Origin of the sequence: Gluconacetobacter asukensis, from assembly GCF_014174375.1 — a bacterium.
Taxonomy (GTDB): Bacteria; Pseudomonadota; Alphaproteobacteria; order Acetobacterales; family Acetobacteraceae; genus Gluconacetobacter; species Gluconacetobacter asukensis.
On the sequence record NZ_JABEQE010000003.1, the window covers coordinates 143,723 to 164,034 of the forward strand.

Annotated in this window: 13 protein-coding genes; 5 read left to right on the forward strand and 8 right to left on the reverse strand. The window is 69.2% G+C overall.

What is annotated here, in order from left to right; genetic code table 11:
- Positions 1–5 precede the first annotated feature (5 nt).
- The 3 genes from HLH35_RS04965 to HLH35_RS04975 are packed head-to-tail and all read right to left on the reverse strand — an operon-like array spanning position 6 to position 7,883.
- A complete protein-coding gene (locus HLH35_RS04965; protein ID WP_182978091.1) occupies positions 6–3,317 on the reverse strand; it encodes an efflux RND transporter permease subunit in 3,312 nt (1,103 codons plus the stop codon).
- Entirely contained in the window at positions 3,314–6,481 is a 3,168-nt protein-coding gene (locus tag HLH35_RS04970; protein WP_182978092.1) for an efflux RND transporter permease subunit, read from the reverse strand. The genes HLH35_RS04965 and HLH35_RS04970 overlap by 4 nt, the downstream gene beginning before the upstream one ends.
- A gap of 46 nt (positions 6,482–6,527) precedes the next feature.
- Positions 6,528–7,883 (reverse strand): MdtA/MuxA family multidrug efflux RND transporter periplasmic adaptor subunit, encoded by a 1,356-nt coding sequence (locus HLH35_RS04975; protein ID WP_182978093.1) that lies wholly within the window; start codon positions 7,881–7,883, stop codon positions 6,528–6,530.
- Positions 7,884–8,227: 344 nt separating this feature from the next.
- On the opposite strand from HLH35_RS04975, the gene HLH35_RS04980 reads away from it, so the two are divergent.
- From HLH35_RS04980 to HLH35_RS04990, 3 genes are all read left to right on the forward strand, one after another.
- Positions 8,228–8,536: a CsbD family protein gene (locus tag HLH35_RS04980; RefSeq protein ID WP_182978094.1), complete on the forward strand. Its 309-nt coding sequence runs from the start codon at positions 8,228–8,230 to the stop codon at positions 8,534–8,536.
- A gap of 175 nt (positions 8,537–8,711) precedes the next feature.
- Positions 8,712–9,359 (forward strand): ribonuclease HII, encoded by a 648-nt coding sequence (locus HLH35_RS04985; RefSeq protein WP_182978230.1) that lies wholly within the window; start codon positions 8,712–8,714, stop codon positions 9,357–9,359.
- Positions 9,356–10,456: a site-specific DNA-methyltransferase gene (locus HLH35_RS04990; protein WP_182978095.1), complete on the forward strand. Its 1,101-nt coding sequence runs from the start codon at positions 9,356–9,358 to the stop codon at positions 10,454–10,456. The genes HLH35_RS04985 and HLH35_RS04990 overlap by 4 nt, the downstream gene beginning before the upstream one ends.
- A gap of 85 nt (positions 10,457–10,541) precedes the next feature.
- Here HLH35_RS04990 and HLH35_RS04995 read toward each other — a convergent pair whose 3' ends face one another.
- The 5 genes from HLH35_RS04995 to HLH35_RS05015 form a co-directional block, all read right to left on the reverse strand.
- A complete protein-coding gene (locus tag HLH35_RS04995) occupies positions 10,542–11,156 on the reverse strand; it encodes an ankyrin repeat domain-containing protein (protein ID WP_182978096.1) in 615 nt (204 codons plus the stop codon).
- A 187-nt stretch (positions 11,157–11,343) separates the two neighbouring features.
- Positions 11,344–13,479: a VWA domain-containing protein gene (locus tag HLH35_RS05000; RefSeq protein ID WP_182978097.1), complete on the reverse strand. Its 2,136-nt coding sequence runs from the start codon at positions 13,477–13,479 to the stop codon at positions 11,344–11,346.
- Between the two features lie 2 nt (positions 13,480–13,481).
- Positions 13,482–16,265: a DUF4159 domain-containing protein gene (locus HLH35_RS05005; RefSeq protein WP_182978098.1), complete on the reverse strand. Its 2,784-nt coding sequence runs from the start codon at positions 16,263–16,265 to the stop codon at positions 13,482–13,484.
- Complete coding sequence (locus HLH35_RS05010) at positions 16,262–17,257, reverse strand: DUF58 domain-containing protein (RefSeq protein ID WP_246384851.1); 996 nt, start codon at positions 17,255–17,257, stop codon at positions 16,262–16,264. Before HLH35_RS05010 ends, HLH35_RS05005 begins: the two co-directional genes overlap by 4 nt.
- An 8-nt stretch (positions 17,258–17,265) precedes the next feature.
- Positions 17,266–18,315 (reverse strand): AAA family ATPase, encoded by a 1,050-nt coding sequence (locus HLH35_RS05015; RefSeq protein WP_182978099.1) that lies wholly within the window; start codon positions 18,313–18,315, stop codon positions 17,266–17,268.
- Positions 18,316–18,400: 85 nt separating this feature from the next.
- Between HLH35_RS05015 and HLH35_RS05020 the strand changes: the two genes are divergently transcribed.
- Together HLH35_RS05020 and HLH35_RS05025 are read left to right on the forward strand one after the other, a co-directional pair.
- Entirely contained in the window at positions 18,401–19,012 is a 612-nt protein-coding gene (locus HLH35_RS05020) for a DUF1285 domain-containing protein (protein ID WP_408870095.1), read from the forward strand.
- Complete coding sequence (locus tag HLH35_RS05025) at positions 18,985–20,238, forward strand: CCA tRNA nucleotidyltransferase (RefSeq protein WP_408870096.1); 1,254 nt, start codon at positions 18,985–18,987, stop codon at positions 20,236–20,238. The genes HLH35_RS05020 and HLH35_RS05025 overlap by 28 nt, the downstream gene beginning before the upstream one ends.
- Positions 20,239–20,312 lie beyond the last annotated feature (74 nt).

Sequence of the window (20,312 nt, forward strand, 5' to 3'; positions counted from 1 at the left end):
CCGGGTCAGGCATCCTGTTGGAAAAGGGGACCCCGCCGGCCCTTCAGGGCGTTGGCCAGGGAACGATAATGGCGTCGGCACCACAGGCCGAAGCGGTCGAGATACAGATAGACGACAGGGGTGGTGTAGAGCGTCAGGGCCTGGCTGACGACCAGCCCGCCGACGATGGCGATTCCGAGCGGGCGCCGCAGTTCCGAACCGTATCCCTGGCCCAGGATCAGCGGCAGTGCCCCCAGGGCGGCGGCCAGTGTCGTCATCATGATCGGACGGAAGCGCAGCAGGCAGGCGGCATGGATGGCCTGTGCCGCCGGCTGGCCGCGCCGTTCGGCCTCGATCGCGAAATCGACCAGCATGATGGCGTTCTTCTTCACGATGCCGATCAGCAGGATCACCCCGATCATCGCGATCAGCGAGAAATCCTCGCCCGCCAGATCCAGCGCCAGGAGCGCGCCGACGCCGGCCGAGGGCAGGGTGGAGAGGATGGTCAGGGGATGGACATAGCTTTCGTACAGGATGCCCAGCACCATATAGACCGCCGCCAGCGCGGCCAGGATCAGCAGCGGCTCGTTATTGACCGATTTCTGGAGCTGGCCGGCATTGCCGGCGAAGCTGCCATGGATGGTCGCGGGCATGTGCAGGCGCACCATTTCGGCACTGACGATCTGGATTGCCTGTTGCAGGGGCACGCCGGTCGCGACGTTGAAGGAGACGGTCGCGGCGACCGACTGGCCCTGGTGATTGACGGAGAGCGGCGTCAGTTGTGACGCGACGGTCGAGACGACGCCGATCGGGACCATCGTCTCGGAATTGGTCGAAACCGCCGATCCGCTGGACGCCGAGGTGCCGCCGGCCAGGCTGTTGGCGATCTGGTTGCGGAAGGACTGGCTGCTGAGGCTGGTGGCCTGGCTGGACGTGGACGAGGTGGGGACCCGGATCGTGTTCGACCGTGTCCCGCCTCCGGCGGACCCGCCGGCGGTGCTGATCCAGGCCTGCTGGAGGCTGGCGGGGTCCTTCCAGAACCTCGGTTCGACCTCCATCACCACATGATACTGGTTCAGCGCGTTATAGATGGTCGATGCCGAGCGCTGCCCGTAGGCGTCGTACAGCGTATTGGCCACGAGTTGCGGCGTGATCAGCGTGCGCGCCGCCGTTTCGCGGTCGAGGGCCACATTGAGGGCCGAGCCGCCCTGCTGCACGTCCGACGAGACATCGGTCAGTTCCGTATGTTTCTGGAGTGCGGCGACCAGCTTGGGCATCCACGCATAGAGTTCGGTCGGCGAGTCGGATTGCAGCGTGTACTGGTACGAGGCATTGGACTGGCGCGCGCCCATCCGCAGCGCGCCGGGTGCCATGGTGTAGAAATGCGCGCCCACCATGTTGCGCAGGCGGGCGCCGATGCGGGCGATCGTGGTGCTGGGCGGCCCGGCGCGCTGCGATTTGTCCTTGAGCACGATGAACATGTTGGCCTGGTTGGACGAGCCGCGGCCGCCGGTGAAGCCGGTGATGGAGGCGACATCGCGATCCGCCATCACGGCCTTCTGGACCTCGTCGATCTTGCCGACCAGGGCCTGGAACGAGATCGACTGGTCGCCCTGCAGATGGCCCATCAGCATGCCGGTGTCGCTGTCGGGAAAGAAGCCCTTGGGCATGTGGATGAACAGCGCCACCATCAGCACGACGGTGCAGGGCAGCGACAGCAGCACCAGGCGCGGATGGGCCAGGGCTGCCTCCAGCGTGCGGCCGTAGCCCTGCTGCATGGCGTGCAGCATGCGTTCCAGCACGGCGGCGATGCGCCCCCAGAGGCGTCCCCAGGGGCCGGTGGCGGTTCGTGTCGTGTCGTGTGCGGGCAGGAACAGCGCCGCCATCATCGGCGTGAGGGTCAGCGACAGGATCATGGAGACGATGATCGTGATCGACATCGTCATGGCGAATTCGTGGAACAGCCGCCCGGCGACCCCGCCCAGCAGCAGGATCGGCAGGAAGACCGCGATCAGGGACATGGTGATCGAGAAGACGGTGAACGCGACTTCCTGCGCGCCCAGCAGCGTGGCTTCCAGCCGGCCCTTGCCCTCTTCCAGGTAGCGGCTGATATTTTCGATCACCACGATCGCGTCATCGACGACGAAGCCGGTGGAGACCGTCAGGGCCATCAGCGACAGATTGTCCAGCGAATAGCCCAGGAGCTGCATGGCCCCGAAGGTGGCGATGATCGATGTCGGCACCACGATGGCCGGGATCAGCGTCGTGCGTACCGACCGCAGGAAGACCAGCACCACCAGCACCACCAGAACGACCGAGATGATCAGGGTATACTGGGTGTCGGCCAGGGCGGCGCGGATGGTGACGGAGCGGTCCAGGACGCTGTGCAGCTCGACATTGGGCGGAAGGGCGGCGCGCAGGGCGGGGATTTCGGCCTTGATCTGGTCGATGGTGCGAATGACGTTGGCGCCGGACTGGGCGAAGATGATCGCCAGGACCGCCGGCTGGCGGTTGTAATAGCCGGCGTTGCGCACATCTTCGACGCCGTCATTGACGGCCGCCACGTCCGACAGGCGCACCGGGCGGCTGTTGTGATAGGCGATGATCAGGTCGCGATAGGCCTGGGCATTGTGGGCCTGGTCGTTGGTATCCAGCGTGTAGCGCGTGCCCTCATGGTCGATGAACCCCTTGGGCGTGTTGGCGTTGGCCGAGGCCAGGGCCGCGCGCACGTCCTCGAACCCGATCCCGAACTTGTAGAGCGGCAGCGGATTCATCTCGACGCGCACCGCGGGCAGCGAACTGCCGCCGACCTCGACCTCGCCCACGCCGCGGATCTGCGACAGATGCTGCTGCAGGACGTTGGATGTCAGGTCGTAGAGCTGTGACATCGTGCGGGTCTTCGATGTCAGCGCCAGGATCATGATCGGCGCGCCGTTGGGGTTCGCCTTGAAATAGCTCGGGTTCTGGCGCAGCGACGTCGGCAGGTCGGCGCGGGCGGCCTGCAATGCGGCCTCGACATCGCGGGCAGCGCCGTTGATGTCGCGGTTCAGCGCGAATTGCAGGGTGATCCGGACCTGGTTCTGCGTCGACTGGGACGTCATTTCCGTCAGGTCGGCAATCGCGCCCAGGCGCCGCTCCAGCGGGGCGGCGACCGAGCTTGCGATTTCCTCGGGCGATCCGCCGGCCTGGCGGGCCTGGACCTGGATGACCGGGAAATCGACATTCGGCAGGTCGGCCACCGGCAGCGCCTGATAGCCGATGATGCCGGCGATCAGCAGCGCGATCGTCAGCAGCGTCGTCGCGACCGGCCGAAGGACGAAGAGCCGGACCGGATTCATATCGCGGTCTGTTGCGGCGGCGGCACGTTACGCGTCGTCGAGCCGAAACGCCGCCGCAGATCCAGGCTGATCCGGTCCATCAGCAGGTAGATGACCGGGGTGGTGAAGAGGGTCAGCAACTGGCTGAGCAGCAGGCCGCCGACGATGGCGATGCCCAGCGGACGGCGCAGTTCCGACCCGGTGCCGGTGCCGATGACCATCGGCAGCGCGCCCAGCATGGCGGCCAGCGTGGTCATCAGGATCGGCCGGAAGCGCAGCAGGGCGGCGTGATGGATGGCCTTGATCGGCTCCATGCCCTCGATCCGCTCCGCTTCCAGCGCGAAATCGATCATCATGATGGCGTTCTTCTTCACGATGCCGATCAGCAGGACCAGGCCGATGATGCCCATCACGCCCAGGCCGGCGCCGCTGAGCTGCAGGGCCAGCAGGGCGCCCACGCCCGCCGACGGCAGGGTGGAGAGGATGGTGATGGGGTGGATGAAGCTCTCGTACAGGATGCCCAGCACGATATAGACCGCGACCAGGGCCGCCAGGACCAGCCACATCTCGTTGCCCAGGCTGTTGCGGAAGGCCGCCGCCGTGCCCTGGAACGAGGTCTGGAAGCTGGCCGGCAGGTGCAGGCTGCTCTCGACCCGGTCGATCGCATTCGTGGCCTCGCCCAGCGAATAGCCCGGCGCGACGTTGAACGAGATCGTGGTGGCCGGGAACTGGCCGACATGGGTGATCAGCAGCGGTGCGGTGCTGCGGGTGACGGTGGTGACGGCGCGCATCGGGACCAGGCCCGAGGTCGGCGCGCGGGTCGGGCCCGAGGTGCTGCTGCCCGAATTGCCGCTGATGCCCGGCAGGTACAGCTTGTCGAGCGACGCGAGGTCTTTCTGGAAGGCCGGATCGGCCTCCAGGATCACGCGATACTGGTTGGACTGCGTGTAGATGGTCGAGATCTGGCGCTGGCCGAACGAATCATACAGCACGTTGTCGATCGTCTGCGGGGTGATCGAGTAGCGCGCGCCGGTGGTGCGGTCGAGCGTCACATGGGCCACCAGCCCCTCGGCCTGGAGGTCCGACGTGACGTCGGACAGGGCCGGTTCGCGGCGGAGGGCGGCGATGACCGTGGGCACCCAGGTGCGGAACTGGTTGTAATCGGGATTTTCCAGCAGGAACTGATACTGGGTGGCCGAGACCGTCGTATCCAGCGACAGGTCCTGCACCGGCTGGAGATACAGGCTGGCGCCGGGGATGTCGGCGGTTTCCTGCTGGATGCGGGCCGAGATCTGGGCGGCGGTTTCGGACCGGTCGTCATGCGGGCGCAGGTTGATCAGGAACCGTCCCTGGTTCAGCGTCACGTTCTGCCCGTCGACGCCGATGAAGGATGACAGGCTGACGACATCCTTGTCCTGCAGGATGCGCTGGCCCAGTTCCTGCTGGTGGGCCGCCATCGCGTCGAAGGACGTGGATTGCGCCATGACCGAGATGCCCTGGATTACCCCCGTATCCTGCACCGGGAAGAAGCCCTTGGGGATCGACCAGGCCAGCAGGCCGGTCAGGCCCAGCGTGGCGACGAAGATGGCCAGCGTCAGCTTCTGGTGGCGCAGCACGACCGTCAGCGCCCGTCCGTAGGACGCGATGACCGATTCCGTCCAGCGCTCGACCGTGGCCGACCAGCCGCGCGCGTCCGGCCCGTGCGGGCGTTCGCTGAGCAGGCGGGCGCACATCATCGGCACCAGGGTCAGCGAGACCACCGCCGACAGCACGATCGTCACCGACAGGGTGATGGCGAATTCATGGAACAGGCGGCCCACCACGTCGCCCATGAACAGGAGCGGAATCAGCACCGCGATCAGCGAGACGGTCAGCGAGATGATGGTGAAGCCGATCTCGCCGGCGCCCTTGAGCGACGCCGTCATCCGGTCGTCGCCCATTTCGATGTAGCGGGCGATGTTCTCGATCATCACGATGGCGTCGTCGACGACGAAGCCGGTCGCGATGGTCAGCGACATCAGCGACAGATTGTCCAGCGAGAAGCCCATCAGATACATGATCGCCAGCGTGCCGATCAGCGATAGCGGGACCGACAGGCTGGGGATGATCGTCGCGGGGATGTTGCGCAGGAAGACGAAGATCACCGCGACCACCAGCACCATCGCCAGCACCAGCTCGAACTCGACATCGGCCACCGAGGCGCGGATGGTGGTCGTGCGGTCGGTCAGCGGCGTGATGGTGATGCCCGGCGGCAGGGCCTGGCGCAGTTGCGGCAGGGCGTATTTGATGTTGTCGACCACCGAGATGACGTTGGCGCCCGGCTGGCGCTGCACGTTCAGGATCAGGGCCGGCGTGGTGTTGGACCAGGCGGCGAGCTGGGTGTTCTCGGGACCCTGGACGACGGTGGCGACGTCACGGATGCGGATCGGGCCGCTGTTCTGGTAGGCGATGACCTGGTTGAGCAACTGGTCGACGCTGGCGATCTGGCCGTCGACGCGCAGGGTGGAGGCGCGCTGCGCGCCGTCGAACGTGCCGGTGGGCGAATTGACGTTGACGTTGCCGATCGTGGTGCGGAGCGTGTCCATGTCCAGGCCGAACGAGGTCAGCTTGGGCACGTTGACGCGCACGCGGATGGCCTTGCGGTTGCCGCCCGACAGCGTGACCAGGCCGACGCCCGAGATCTGGCTGATCTTCTGCGCCAGGCGGGTGTAGACATAGTCCTCGACCTCGGTCAGCGGCATCGTCTTCGAGGTGATGCCCAGCGTGAGGACCGGGGTGTCGGCCGGGTTGACCTTGGCATAGATCGGCGGGGCCGGCAGGTCGGTGGGCAGCAGCATCTGCGCCTGGTTGATCGCCGCCTGGACTTCCTGCTCCGCGACGTCCATCGACATGGTCAGGCCGAACCGCAGCGTGACGATCGAGGCGCCGCCGGAGGATTGCGACGTCATCTGGTCCAGGCCGGGCATCTGGCCGAACTGGGTTTCCAGCGGCGCGGTTACCGACGTGGCCATGACGTCGGGCCCGGCGCCGGGATAGAAGGTCTGGACCGTGATGGTCGGGTATTCGACCTGCGGCAGCGCCGAGACCGGCAGGAAATGATAGCCCAGCAGACCCGCCAGCATGATGGCGAGCATCAGCAGCGTGGTGGCGACCGGGCGTTCGATGAACAGGCGGGACGGATTCACGCACGGCTCTCCGGCTGAAGGCGACGGGTCTGATGTCGGGCCGGAATCACGGTTGGGGCTGCCCGCCGGACGTGCCGCCAGAGGTGCCACCGGTCGTGTCGCCCTGGCCTGCCGTAGCGTGGTGGCGATGACGACCCTGTCCGGCCGCCGGGGTGGCCGTGTCGCCCTGTGGGGCGGGGGCGTCGGTTGCGGTCGGGATCGTGACCTTCGCGCCGGCATGCAGGTGGTCGGTGCCGTCGGTCACGACCGACTCGCCTTCCTTCAGCCCGCTGGTTACGACCACGCTGTCACCATGCGAGGTGCCGGTCTTGATGTCGCGGACCTCGACGGTGCTGTCGGACTTGACGACATAGACGAACGATCCGTTCGGCCCGGTCTGCACCGCGTTGGTCGGGAGCAGCAGCACGTCATGCTCGGTATTGACCAGCAGGTGCGCGTTGACGAACTGGTTCGGGAACAGGGTCTCGTCCTGGTTGGGGAAGATCGAGCGCATCTTGACCGTGCCCGTCGCGGTGTCGATCTGGCTGTCCAGCACGCTGACGGCGCCATCGGCGATCTTGCGCGTGTTGGTGCTGTCCCAGGCTTCGACCGGCAGGGAGATGCCGCTGTGCAGCCGTTCGGCCACCCGGCCCAGTTCGGTCTCCGGCAGGGTGAAGATCACGGAGATCGGCTGCATCTGGGTCAGGATGACCAGGCCGTTGGTCTGGCCGGCGGTGATGTAGTTGCCCATGTCCACCTGGCGGATGCCGACGCGGCCATCCACCGGGGCGATGACATGGCAGTAGGTGATCTGCAGCTTCTCGTTGTCGACCTGGGCCTGGTCGACCTTTACGGTGCCTTCGAGCTGCGCGACCTTGTATTGCTGGTCGACGGCGGTCTGGGCCGCGATGCTGTTCTGGTGGATCAGGCGCTGATAGCGGGCATTATCCACCCTTGCCTGCTGTAGCTGCGCCATGTCGGATGCCAGTTGCCCCTCGTACTGGGCCAGCAGCACTTCGTAGGGCCTGGTGTCGATCAGTGCCAGAAGGTCGCCCTTCCTGACGTGCTGGCCCTCGGTGAACAGCACCTGCATCAGGTAGCCGTCGACGCGCGACTGGACCGTGACGTTGGTGATCGGGATCACGGTGCCGAGCTCGGTCAGTTCGACCGGCATGTCGCCCTTGTGCACGGTGGCGACCGCGACCGGCTGGACGTCCGTTGCCATCTGACGGGCGTGGCGCCCGCCGCTGCCGCTCTGGCCGTGCGGCCTGAGGAAGGCCGCCGCGATGACGGCGGCGCCGACCAGCGCCGTGCCCCACAGCAGGAGGCGGCGGCGCGATTTCTTTCCGGCGCTGCCCTGCCGGCCGGGCCCTGTCGATTGCTGAGCGGGCAGGTCGGACGGGTCCAGAGTCGGTTTGTCCATGGTCGTCGGGTCTTCCTCAATCCAATGACGTCGGGCACGTCAGGCGTGCGATTTGTGGGGGCAGTGTTAGCAGCTACGCGAAAAAAAGATGCCTAAATCCTTGCTTAGGAAACCGTCTAGAAATGTAACAATTTTTGACGCACGCCAACTGTCTGCCGTGCGTTTTCGGCTGATGGCGTCGTCTATTCCATTGGTGGCGGGATCGTGATGCCCGCGATAGCGTGCCATCCGGGCCGGATGATCCGGTCCGCCCGGGGGGCGGGATGCGCAACCGGGGTGCATTCGATCCGTTTCCATAAGACAGGCCCCCGCGCGGGGCGGGTTCGTTTGGAGGAGTAAAAGGCATGACGGAATCCGGTAACGAAACGTTTGTCGAGAAGGCAAAGGGCGCCATCGAGGAAGGGACCGGCCGCCTGAAGGACGCGGCGGGTGGCCTGACGGGCGATCTGGGCATGCAGGCGGAAGGCAAGGTCGATCAACTGAGCGGCATGGCGCGTCGCGAATTCGCCGAACTGTATGAAGAGGGCGAAGGCAAGGTGGAGAAGGCCGTGCTGTTCGTGCAGGACCGGCCCCTGCTGTCGGTGGCGATCGCGGCTGTCGTCGGGCTTCTGGCCGGGTTGATCCTGCTGCCGCGCCGGGCGGCGAAGGGCTGAAATCCCGCCGGCCCGAGTCCCTAGCGGAGACGATTTTTTCCGTTTGAAAGGACTCGGCATGGAATCAGCATCTTGCGCAACATGACGTAAAGATGGTTTCCATCCCTTCAGGACGTGATTCGGTGTGCGAATCGGGCGACAGGCGCCCGGCTCGGCCCGGTTCGGGATGGGGTGGATGCCGGATTACACGCGCGAGGCGCAGCATGGGGGCCGGGTCGCCGGAGTGGATGAAGTGGGCCGTGGCCCGCTGGCGGGCCCGGTCGTGGCGGCCGCGGTGATCTTCGACGGCGGCGTGCCGGACCGGCTGGCCACTCTGCTGGACGATTCGAAGAAGCTGTCTGCCGTGGCACGGCAGCGCGCCTATGTCGCGCTGCGTGGCGCCCGGGGGGTGCATGTCGCGGTTGCCGCGGCCTCGGTCGCCGAAATCGCGCGCCTGAATATCCTGCATGCCGCCTTTCTGGCGATGCGGCGCGCTGTCGCGCGCCTGCCTGTGCGGCCGGACCTGGTGCTGGTGGATGGAAATGCCGCCCCCGATTTCGGGTGCCGGACGGAATGTGTCGTGGGTGGCGACGGCGAAAGCCTGTCGATCGCGGCGGCGTCGATCGTGGCCAAGGTGGTGCGCGACCGGCTGATGGAGCGTCTGGCCGTCCGCTGGCCCGCTTATGGGTGGGAGCGCAATGCCGGTTACGGCACCCCCGAGCATCGTGCGGCGCTGTGCGATGTCGGCACCACGCCGCATCATCGCGCGGCGTTCGGCACCGTCCGGCAATTGTCGCTGGGCCTGCCCGTCGATGGCAGCGAAGCAGCCTGGGGTGTGTCATGAGCGGCGCGGTGATGATGGAACTGCCCCTCGACCAGATCCTGCGCGGGGATTGCATCGAGCTGATGCAGACCCTGCCGAGCGGGTCGATCGACTGTATCTTCGCCGATCCGCCCTACAACCTCCAATTGCGTGGAGAGCTGCGCCGCCCCGATGACAGCATCGTGGACGGGGTGGACGATGATTGGGACAAGTTCAGCGACCTCGCGGAATATGACCGCTTTACCCGGGCCTGGCTGGGCGAGGCGCGCCGCCTGCTGCGCAAGGACGGCACGATCTGGGTGATCGGGTCGTATCACAATATCTTTCGGATCGGCGCGATCCTGCAGGATCTGGGGTTCTGGATCCTGAACGACGTGATCTGGCGCAAGTCGAACCCGATGCCGAATTTCCGGGGGCGGCGCTTCACCAATGCCCATGAGACGCTGATCTGGGCGGCACGGGGGGCCGACAGCCGCTATCGTTTCAACTACCAGGCGATGAAGGCGCTGAACGACGACGTGCAGATGCGCTCGGACTGGTACCTGCCGCTGTGCACGGGTGGCGAGCGGCTGCGCAATGCCCATGGGCTGAAGCTGCATCCGACCCAGAAGCCCGAAAGCCTGCTGCATCGGGTGCTGGTCGCCTCGACCAATGTGGATGACATCATCCTCGACCCGTTTGCCGGCACGGGCACCACGACGGCGATGGCGCGGCGTCTGCGCCGCCGCTTTATCGGGATCGAGCGCCATCCGGATTATGCGGAAGCTGCGATCGGCCGTGCCCGGCGCGAGCGCCCCGTGCCCCTGGACAGTGTGCTGACGACGCCTGCCCGGCGCGAGACGCCGCGTGTGCCCTTTGGCAGTCTGGTCGAACGGGGCCTGCTGCCGGCTGGAACGACGGTGTATGACCGGCATCAGCGCGTATCCGCCACCGTGGCGCCCGATGGCACGCTTGTCAGCGGCACGCAGCGCGGGTCGATCCACAAGCTGGGGGCGCTGCTGACCAATGCCCCGTCCTGCAATGGCTGGACGTTCTGGCATCTGTTGCGCGACGGCCAGATGGTTCCGCTGGATGTCTTGCGGACCGAGATCCTGTCGCAGGACAGCGCGGCGAGCTGAACGCCTGGCTGGCCATGGGCTCCGGGCTCGGTCACCCCTTGGGATCAATTGATCCCAAGGGGTGAGACGACCCTGAAGCGGAGCGTCAGCCGCCGCCGAAGCCCAGGAAGCCGATTTCGGGGCGGGGGGTGCCGTTGTCGCGGGGAGCGGTGCGGCTGGTTGCCATCATCACGCCCGACCGGGACCCGTGGCTGGTGCCGTCGATGGTCAGATGGCCGTTGCCGCCGCGCATGGTGATGCCCGAATGGGTGGTCGAGGCCGCGATGACGTGCTCGTCGTCCAGCGTGCGGAGCGACAGCAGCAGGAAGGTGATGTCGTTGCGGTTCAGGTCGATCGCCATGTCCAGCGGCGTCTGGCCCAGAACATTATGGCCTTCCATGTCGGCGCCACGATTCAGGGCTTCCTTGGCCGCGCCGAGGCTGCCGCGATTGATGGCGTCGAACAGGGCGGCGGTCGGGTTCAGGTCGCCATTGGCGTGGCCGCTGACTTCCTCGTTCGCCTCGGCGCCGGGGAGGGCGGCCGGCGGGGCGGCCAAGCGTGCGGCGCGCCGTGCCTCGGCCTGCTTCGCCGCATCGGCGGCATCGGCTTCGGCCTCATCGTCATCCGATTGGGCATAGGCGAAATGCGTCGGGGCCATGATGACCGCGCTGCCGGTCAGCAGCGCGAGGAAGAGAAGGCGGATACCTGTTCTGACAATCATTATTCGTCTCAGTAACATTCGTCTCGATGACAGGCGCGACCTGTTCGGGGCGGATGCGGACCGCCCGATATGGACCGGCTTGCCGGACGCGTACCCGGCCCCCTTTCATAATCCAGATCAGGCCGCGATGCGATGGAAATCGCAAGATCGTGAGTCATGTTGCCGTCGGGCCGCGTGGCAACGCGGTTCAGCGGCCCTCGCGCCACCAGCCCGTCAGCAGGAGTGAGGCGGCCAGCGCCAGCACCAGCCAGACCGGCAGGAGCGGGCTTGCGGTTCGGCCGGTGACCAGGCGGGCGTCGCGCTGGGGAAAGCCTATCCAGTCCGATCCCGCCACGCGGCCCGACGCCGGGGGATGCAGCGCGGGCAATTGGAGATGGTCCGGATCGTCCCCAAGCCAGAACACGCCGCCGCCCGTCTGGGCGGCGAGCGGAGCCGTGACCGTCGCCGTGGCCCGCAGGTCCGACCATTCCACCGGATCGTCCTGGGCGGGGGCGGCGAAGGCGCGGTGCGTCCCGTCATCGGCCATCCAGATGCCCTGCCGGGTTGCCGGCGCATCGGCCTGGGACAGGCCGATGCCGGTGGCATGCAGCGGCACCTGGCGCGTCGTGCCGTCGGGCGCGGTGATGGTGACCGCGTGAGGTGCGGCGGGGGCGGCGGTGCGGCGGGTCACGACGATCCGGCCGTCGGTGATGGTGGCCGTGAGTTGTTCCTCTTCCAGCTCGGGCTCTTTCATCAGCCAGTGCGAGACGTGGCGCAGCAGTTCGGATTGCGGGCCGCCGCCGCCCTCGCCATGCGACCAGAGCCAGATCTGGTCGGACAGGAGGAAGGCGACGCGGCCCCGGTCCACCCGGTCCAGCACCAGCAGCGGGGTGTGGTTCGGGCCGTCCATCAGGACCTGTCCGTGGACGGAATCGGTCCGCAGGACCCGGTACCATGGCCCCCATTCGGCATCGTGCCCGTCCGGCGCGCTGCCGGCGCCCGGCAGGCCCGCCGTGACGGGGTGGCGGTGGCCGTCGGCCGTGAGGGCGGGGCGGAAGCGCTGTTCCACCAGGCCGCCTTCGACCGGGACATGGGCCGGCAGGATGTCGCCCAGCGGCGTATCCTGCAGGGAGCCCGCACCGAGGAATTCCGGGCCGCCGATCAGCAGCAGGCCGCCGCCCTCGCGCACATACTGGGCGATGTTTTCCAGATAGGCGCGGGGCAGGATGGCGCGGTTCTCGAACCCGTCCAGGATGATCAGGTCGAACTGGCTGATCTTCTCCTGGAACAGTTCGCGCACCGGAAAGGCGATCAGCGCGAGGTCGGACAGCGGCGTGCCGTCATCCTTGTCGGGCGGGCGCAGGATGGTGAAATGCACCAGATCGACCGACGGGTCGGCCTTCAGCAGGCGGCGCCAGACCCGCTCGCCCTGGTTGGGGGTGCCCGAGACCAGCAGCACGCGCAGCCGGTCGCGCACCCCGTTGACCCGCACCACGTCCTGATTGTTGGCGGTCGAGACTTCACCCGCGAGGGCCGAGACCGACAGCCCGACCAGCATGGGGCCGGGATGGGTGACGGGCAGGGTGATGTCCTGCGGCTGGCCGACGCGGACGGTCTTGTGCAATGGGGGCTCGCCGCCGCGATCCAGCGTCAGCTCGACCTCGGCGCCGGTGTCGGGATGGGGGCCCAGATCGTCCACCTGCACCCGCAGCGTCGCGGTCTGGCCGACGATGGCGTAGGGGGGCGCCTGGAGGATGCGCAGGCGGCGGTCGGTTTCCTCGCCCTTTGCGGTCAGCAGCACATGCAGCGGAAGAATTGTGTGCCGGCCGCCGGAATCGGCGGGGCGCAGCCGTTCGGGCCCCTGGGCCGGGGTGTCGTGAACCTGTCCGTCGGTGAGCAGGATGGCACCGGCCAGGCGGGCCGGCGGAATGTCGGCTGCCGCCTGGTCCAGGGCCGCGAACAGGCGGGTGCCCTGGCCATGGCCGTCGCGCACGGTGACGGTGCGCAGGGTCAGCCCCGGCACATGCGCGGCTTCGGCCTGGAGGCGTTCGGCCGCCTGGTGGGCGATTGCGGCGCGCTGTCCCACGCCCATGGAGGAGGATTGGTCGACCACCAGAATGGCGGTTTCGGGCAGGGCCTGCCCGGTTTCGCTGATGCGTTCGGGGCCGGCCAGCCACAGCAGGACGATGGCCGCCGCCGCCGCGCGCCACAGCGTGCCGCGCGCCCGGCGCAGCAGGCCGGCCAGCAGGACGAGCGTGGCCAGGAGCGCCAGCGTGTAGAGCAGCCAGGAGGGCAGCAGCGGCGAGAAGGACAGCATGTGCCGCAGGGTGGTGAGGTCGGGCATGGTCATTCCCCCAGCCGCCGCAGCAGGGCGGGGACATGGACCTGATCCGCCTTGTAATTGCCCGTCAGGGCATAGAGCACGGCATTGACGCCGAACCGGTAGGCGGTGACGCGCTGGGTGGCCCCCTCCGGTACCGTGGCGTAGGGCGTGTTGCCCTGCTCGTCGACGGCCCAGGCATGGGCCCAGTCGCTGGAGCCGATGATGACCGGGCTGACGCCGTCATTGGCGCTGTCGCCCTCGCGCGCCACCCAGACGGGCAGCCCGTCATAGCGGCCGGGGAAACTGTGCAGCAGGTAGAAGGTGTGGGCGAGCACGTGCCGGTCGGTCAGGCGGGTAAGGGGGGGCACGTCCAGCCCCCTGGTCATGCGGCGCAGCGCCGCTGCCGTGCCGGGGGCCTGGGCGGCGAAGCCGGCGCCTTGCGGAGTGTCGGCGCCGGGTGCTGTGGGATCGACGCCCTGGCTGTCGATCAGCAGGATGCCGCCATGGCGCATATAGGCGTTCAGCGCTGCCGTGCGCGCCGGGTCGATCGTCGCGTCGGCCGCGACCGGCCAGTAGAGCATCGGATAATAGGACAGATCGTCGCGGCCCGGCACCACGCCGTCCGGATGGCCCAGCACCGCCGAGGTCCGGGCGTTGGTGTAATCCGACAGGCCTTGCAGCCCCTCGCGCGACACGGCGTCGAGATCGGCATGGCCGGTCAGGATATAGCCCAGCCTGGTTTCAAGGGCCGCGCCGGGGACGCCGTCCGGCGCGGGTTGGGCGCGGGCGGGGGAAGACAGGGTGGCCAGCAGCAGGGCGCCCGTCAGGGCTGCCCGTCCGGCCGGGAGGCGGCCGGCCCGCAGCAGCAGGGTCAGCGCCGCGTCCAGCGCCAGCAGCAGCAGGGCGGCGGCGACCAGCCAGGGGCCCAGCGCGCGGTCGCGGGGCTGGCCCCCCAGCGTGACTTCGTGGCCGATCGTGGCCTGGGCGGCGAGCGGGCCGATCGCATCGCCCAGATTCAGGGCGCGGCGGCTGGCGCGCGGGCCGTACAGGCCGGGCGGATGGGCGGGAGAGGGGGGCGCGGCCCCGAAAGCGTCGGCCGGGAGTGCCCGCGCGGCGGGTGGGGGCGGGCTGAGGACCGCGTCGGCATCCAATGTCATGTAGGGGGCGAGCAGGCTGTGGTCGGCCGGGGCGTCGACGCCGACCGAGCGTTCGGCCAGCCGGCGCAGCATGTCGACGAACAGGCCGGAGAGCGGCAGGTTCGACCATTCGGCCGTGCTGGTGACGTGGAAGAGCACGATTTCGCCCGCGCCCAGTGCGGCATGGGTGACCAGGGGCGTGCCGTCGGTCAGGCGGGCCCAGCTATGGGTGGCCAGATCGGCCGCCGGGCGGGCCAGGACCTGGCGCGAGACCGTGACGTCGGCGGGAACGGTCAGGCCGTGGAAGGGGGAATCGTCGGGGAATGGGGCCAGATGTTCCGGCTTGCCCCAGGACATCGCGCCGCCGAGCTGGCGTTCGCCCGACATCAGCGGCACGGGCAGCAGGGCGTCGGGCAGGGGGGATGAGGGGACATCCGCATCCGCGATGCTGTCGGGGGCGGTGGGGTCGTGGTCCGGGCTGCCGTTCAGGAGGGGGCCGGCGAAGCGGATCAGCATGCCGCCCTTGCGCACCCATTCGGTGACGGCACGGCGGGTTTCGGGGCTGTCCAGCGCGCCGTCGGGTGCGATCAGGATCGAGAGCGGACGGGCCAGCAGCGTGGCGGCCGGGCCCTCGCGCAGTTCGGCGGTCGGGGACAGGGCGCGGCGGAGGTAGAACAGCGTGCCCACCAGGGGCGTATCGGTGCCGGCGACGCCGATCAGCCCCACCGGGCGGCGCCGGTCGCCCTCGTCCAGCAGGCGTACGCCGGCCGGGCCTTGCATGTCGCGCAGGACCAGCCGGCCGATCCGGTTGCGCAGTTCGGCGGGCAGCGCCACCTCGGCCGTGCCCTGCCGGGCGCCGGCCGCGACGGGCACCGGCACCAGTGACAGCACGCCGCCATCCGTGGCTTCGGCCCGCACCGTCAACTGGCGCGGATGGGGCGAGGGCAGGGTGTTGACGGCGACGTGCAGTTGCTGGTCGCCGGTCGCGGGGGCGGGGGTCAGGACCGCGATCGTCGCATCGCGGTCGATCAGGGTTTCGACGGGGCCGAGTGCTGCCAATGCGGCGGCGAAGGCGGGGTCTTCCGTGCCGGCCAGCCCGTCGGAGACGTAAGCCACCCGCCCGTGCCACCCGCTGGCGGCCAGGTCGCGCAGGGCCTGTGCCGCGGCGGCGCGGTCGGTCGGCCAGGGCATGGGGCGGGAGGAATCCAGCATGCCGCGCAGCATGGACGGTGGCGTCGGCGCGCCGATGGACGGGGCCTCGCCGGCCGGTCCCGGTGCGGTTGTCAGCAGGCGGACAGGGTGGGTTGTGCGATCCAGCAGGGCATCGATGGCCGCCAGGCGCAGGGGCCAGTCCGGCACGGCGGCCCAGCCATTGTCGAAGACCACGAGCAGGTTGGTATCCGGGCCGCCGGGCGCGGGTTGGCCGGTGCGGTCCTGGCGGAGGATCGGGCCGGCCAGCCCGACGATCAGCGCCGCAAGTGCCACGCAGCGCAGCAGCAGCAGCCAGAGCGGGGCGGTGGCGGCCTGCGTGACCCGGGCCCGCAGGCCGCGCAGCAGCATGATGGCGGGGAAGGCGCGGCGCTGGGGCGGCGGCGGCAGGGTGCGCAGGAGCAGCCACAGCACCGGCAGGATGGCCAGCGCCGCCAGCAGCCAGGGAAGCTGGAAGATCATGGGCGCTCTCCCCGCCCCGACAGGGCGGCGTGCAGCGCCAGCAGGGCCTCTTCCGGCCGCTGGTCGGTCGCGTGGCGGATCAGCAGATGGCCGTTGGTGCGGCACAGATCGGCCAGGGCCGCCTGATGGCGGGCATAGGCGTCGCGATAGGCGCCGCGCACCTGTTCGACGCCGGAAAGGGTCAGCGTGTCCTCGCCTTCCAGGCCGGAAAAGCGCACATGCCCCGCGTAAGGGAGTTCGGCCTCGGCCGGATCGTTGACCAGCAGGAGCAGGGCCCGGGCCGGTCGCGCCGTCAGGCCGCGCAGCAGCGCCCCCATGGCCGGCAGCCCGCACAGCCCGTCGCCCACCAGCACCACCCGTGCGTGACGGGGCACCTGCTGCGGATGCGGCAGGCTGGTATCCTCGGGGTCATGCGCCATGGTCCGCATCAGGGCGACCGCCAGCCGGTCCAGCGCCGCCCGGCCGCCGGGGGGGATGTCGACCGGTTCGCCCGGCGTCAGCAGGCGCACGCGTTCGCCCTGGCGCAGCAGCAATGCGCCCAGCGCCAGGGTCAGCAGGATGGCGGACTCCGATTTCAGCGGGAGCGTCGGGGCGGAGCGCCAGCGCATCGAGGCGCTGGGGTCGCACCACAGGCAGACGGTCTGGGCGGCCTCGGCCTCGGTCTCCCGGACATAGGCCCGGCTGCTGCGGGCCGATTGGCGCCAGTCGATGCGCGTGACCGGCTCGCCGGGCTGGGCGGGGCGGAACTGCCAGAAATCCTCGCCCGGGCCGGCCTGGCGGCGTCCGTGGTGGCCGGCCGCCACGGTCGCGGCGATGCGCTGGGCCGATAGGATCAGCGACGGCATGCGCGCGGCCAGGTTTTCCGCCGCCGCCAGAGGGATGGCGGCCGGATGCATGCCGGCGTCGGGCGTTTCCGTTACCGGGACGTGCCGCGCCAGCGCGCGACGCAGGTATGCGGCCGCGCGGCCGGGCAGGGAGGGGGGCCGCGTCATCGCGACGGTCAGTCCAGCGTGCGGAGCAGGCCGTCGATCAGGTCCGGCAGGCGCCGGTTCTCCGCCCGGGCGGTGAAGGTCAGGGACATGCGGTGCGCCAGGACCGGCTGGGCCAGGGCCGCGATGTCGTCGATGCTGGGCGACAGGCGGCCGTCGAGCAGCGCGCGGGCGCGGGTGGCCAGCATCAGCGCCTGTGCGGCGCGCGGGCCGGGACCCCAGGCCACGGAGTCGCGGATGGTGGCATCCTGCGTCGTCTCAGGCCGGGCGGCGCGGACCAGCCGTACGATGGCGTCCACCACCCGGTCGCCGACCGGCAGGGCGCGGACCAGGCGCTGGGCCTCGACCAGGTCGCGGTCGGTCAGCACGGGGCGGGGCACCACGTCCTGGCTGCCGGTGGTGGCCAGCAGCATGGCGCGTTCGGCGGCCTCGTCGGGGAAGCCGAGCGGGATCTGGAGCATGAAGCGGTCGAGCTGGGCTTCGGGCAGCGGGTAGGTGCCTTCCTGCTCGATCGGGTTCTGGGTGGCGAGGACGTGGAACGGGTGGGGCAGCTTGTGGTCGGTGCCGGCGATGGCGACCCGGTGTTCCTGCATGGCCTGGAGCAGGGCGGACTGGGTGCGGGGGCTGGCGCGGTTGATTTCGTCGGCCATCAGCAACTGGCAGAAGACGGGGCCGGGGACGAAGCGGAAGCTGCGGCGGCCGTGCTCGTCCTCATCGAGGATTTCGCTGCCGGTGATGTCGGACGGCATCAGGTCGGGCGTGAACTGCACGCGGCGGGCTTGCAGGCCCAGCACCGTTCCCAATGTCGTGACCAGCAGGGTCTTGCCCAGGCCGGGCGCGCCGACCAGCAGCGTATGGCCGCCGGCCAGGATGCTGGTCAGGGTCTGGTCGATGACCGTGCGCTGGCCATGGATGACGCGGCCGATTTCGGCCCGCGCCGCCTGGAGCAGCCCGCCCAGGCGTTCGGCCTGTGCGAGGTCGGCGGTGGCATCCGATGCCGTGAAGGGAGGCAGGCCCGGCGCGGTGCCGGAGGCTGAGGGCAGGGCGTCCGATATCGTCATGCGTTCAATCTGACAGGTCTGGGGGTTTCATCAAGTCGGGGATGATCCCTATATCGGGGGTCGGATGATTCAACTGGCGTGGGTTATGCATTTGGCTGACGATCTGAACAGGCACGCCGTGGCGTCTTTCGAGACTGTCGGATGTTCCCCGCGGCGTGCCGTCGCGTCCGCGCCGTCGTCATGCGGGGCGTTGCCGTTCCGGATACAGCGCGACGGGACGTGGCTTTATCGCGGCACGCCGATCCGTCGCAAGCCGATGGTCTGCCTGTTCGCGTCGGTGCTGACCCGTGATGCCGAGGGGGCGTACTGGCTGCAGACGCCGACCGAGCGCGGCACGATCGAGGTCGAGGATGTTCCGTTCGTGGCGATGGAGCTGCATTGGAGCGGCTGCGGGCGTGATCAGGTCCTGTCCTTTCGTACCAATGTCGACCTGGTGGTGTGTGCCGGGCCGGACCATGCGATCCTGGCCGAATGGGATGTTCCCTGCGAGGAATGCGGCACCGGCCCGGTTCCCTATCTGCATGTGCGCGACGGCGCCGGGGCCTATCCGATCCAGGCCCGGATTGCCCGTTCGGTCTATTACGAGCTGGCGGCCCTGGCGGTTCCCGGCACCTGTCGCGGTGTGCCGTGCCTGGGCGTATGGAGCCAGAATGTTTTCTTTCCCCTCTCGTGCCTGCCGGCCGGAGAGGGGAGCTGACGCGCGGCGAGGAGCCGGCCGTCGAACTGGCGGACCGGCTGGCGGCGCTGCCGCCGGACATACGGCATGGGCTGGGGCGGCTGTGGGGGCTGCTGCCGGAGGCGCGGCTGGTCGGCGGGGTTGTGCGCGACCTGCTGGCCGGACGGACGGTGGCCGATATCGACATGGCCACGCCGGAACCGCCCGAGCGCGTGCAGGCCATCCTGACCGCGGCCGGGATCAAGGTCGTGGCCACCGGACTGGCCCATGGCACGGTGACGGCCGTGATCGGCGGCCGGCCGTACGAGATCACGACCCTGCGGCGAGACGAACGGACGGACGGGCGGCACGCGGTCGTCGCCTGGACGGGCGACTGGAGGGAAGACGCGGCCCGGCGGGATTTCACGATCAATGCGATGTCCTGCGACCGTTACGGCGTGGTGCATGATGATTTCGGCGGCCGGGTGGATCTGGCAGCCGGGCGGGTGCGTTTTGTCGGGGACGCGTCGGCGCGTATTCGCGAGGATGCGTTGCGGGTACTGCGCTTTTTCCGTTTCCATGCCCGCTATGGGCGGGGCGTGCCGGATGCGGAGGCGATGGGGGCGATTACGGCGCTGCGCGACCATCTGTCCCGGCTTTCGGCCGAGCGGGTGTGGTCGGAGCTGCGGCGCATCCTGGTCGGCCCCGGTGTGGTCGCGACCCTGGAACTGATGGATACATGCGGCGTGCTGGCCTGCCTGCTGCCGGAAGGGTGCGACCTGCCGGCGCTGGGGCGGCTGATCGGGACCGGTGCGCCGGATGATTCGGTGCTGCGGCTGGCGGTGCTGGCACGCGCGGCGCCGGACGTGCTGGCCGGCCGCCTGCGCCTGTCGCGGGCCGAGACGGCGGCGCTGGCGGCGATCCGGTCGGGGAAGCTGCCCGACCCGGCGCTGGATGAGGACGGACGCCGCCGCCTGCTGGCCGACGAGCCCGCCCAGGCCCTGGTCGGGCGGAGCTGGCGGGTTCAGGCGGAGCGGCTGGGGACGCGATCGCCCGCGTGGGACGCGTTGCGCGCCGACCTGCTGGCCCGTGCGCGGCCGGTCTTTCCGCTTGCGGGGCGGGACCTGATGCAGGCCGGCATGGCGCCCGGCCCCCGTATGGGGCAGGTGCTGGGACAGGTCCGCGCATGGTGGCTGGCGGGCGGATGCCGCGCCGGGCGGCGGGAGTGTCTGGCCTATCTGGAGCGGCTGGTGGCCGGCCCTGCCTGATTCCGGGCGCTGGGCGTTGCTTTCTTTGTCACCCATGGCTTGGTAAAGGGCTGCATGAACGTCGTTTCGTCCCG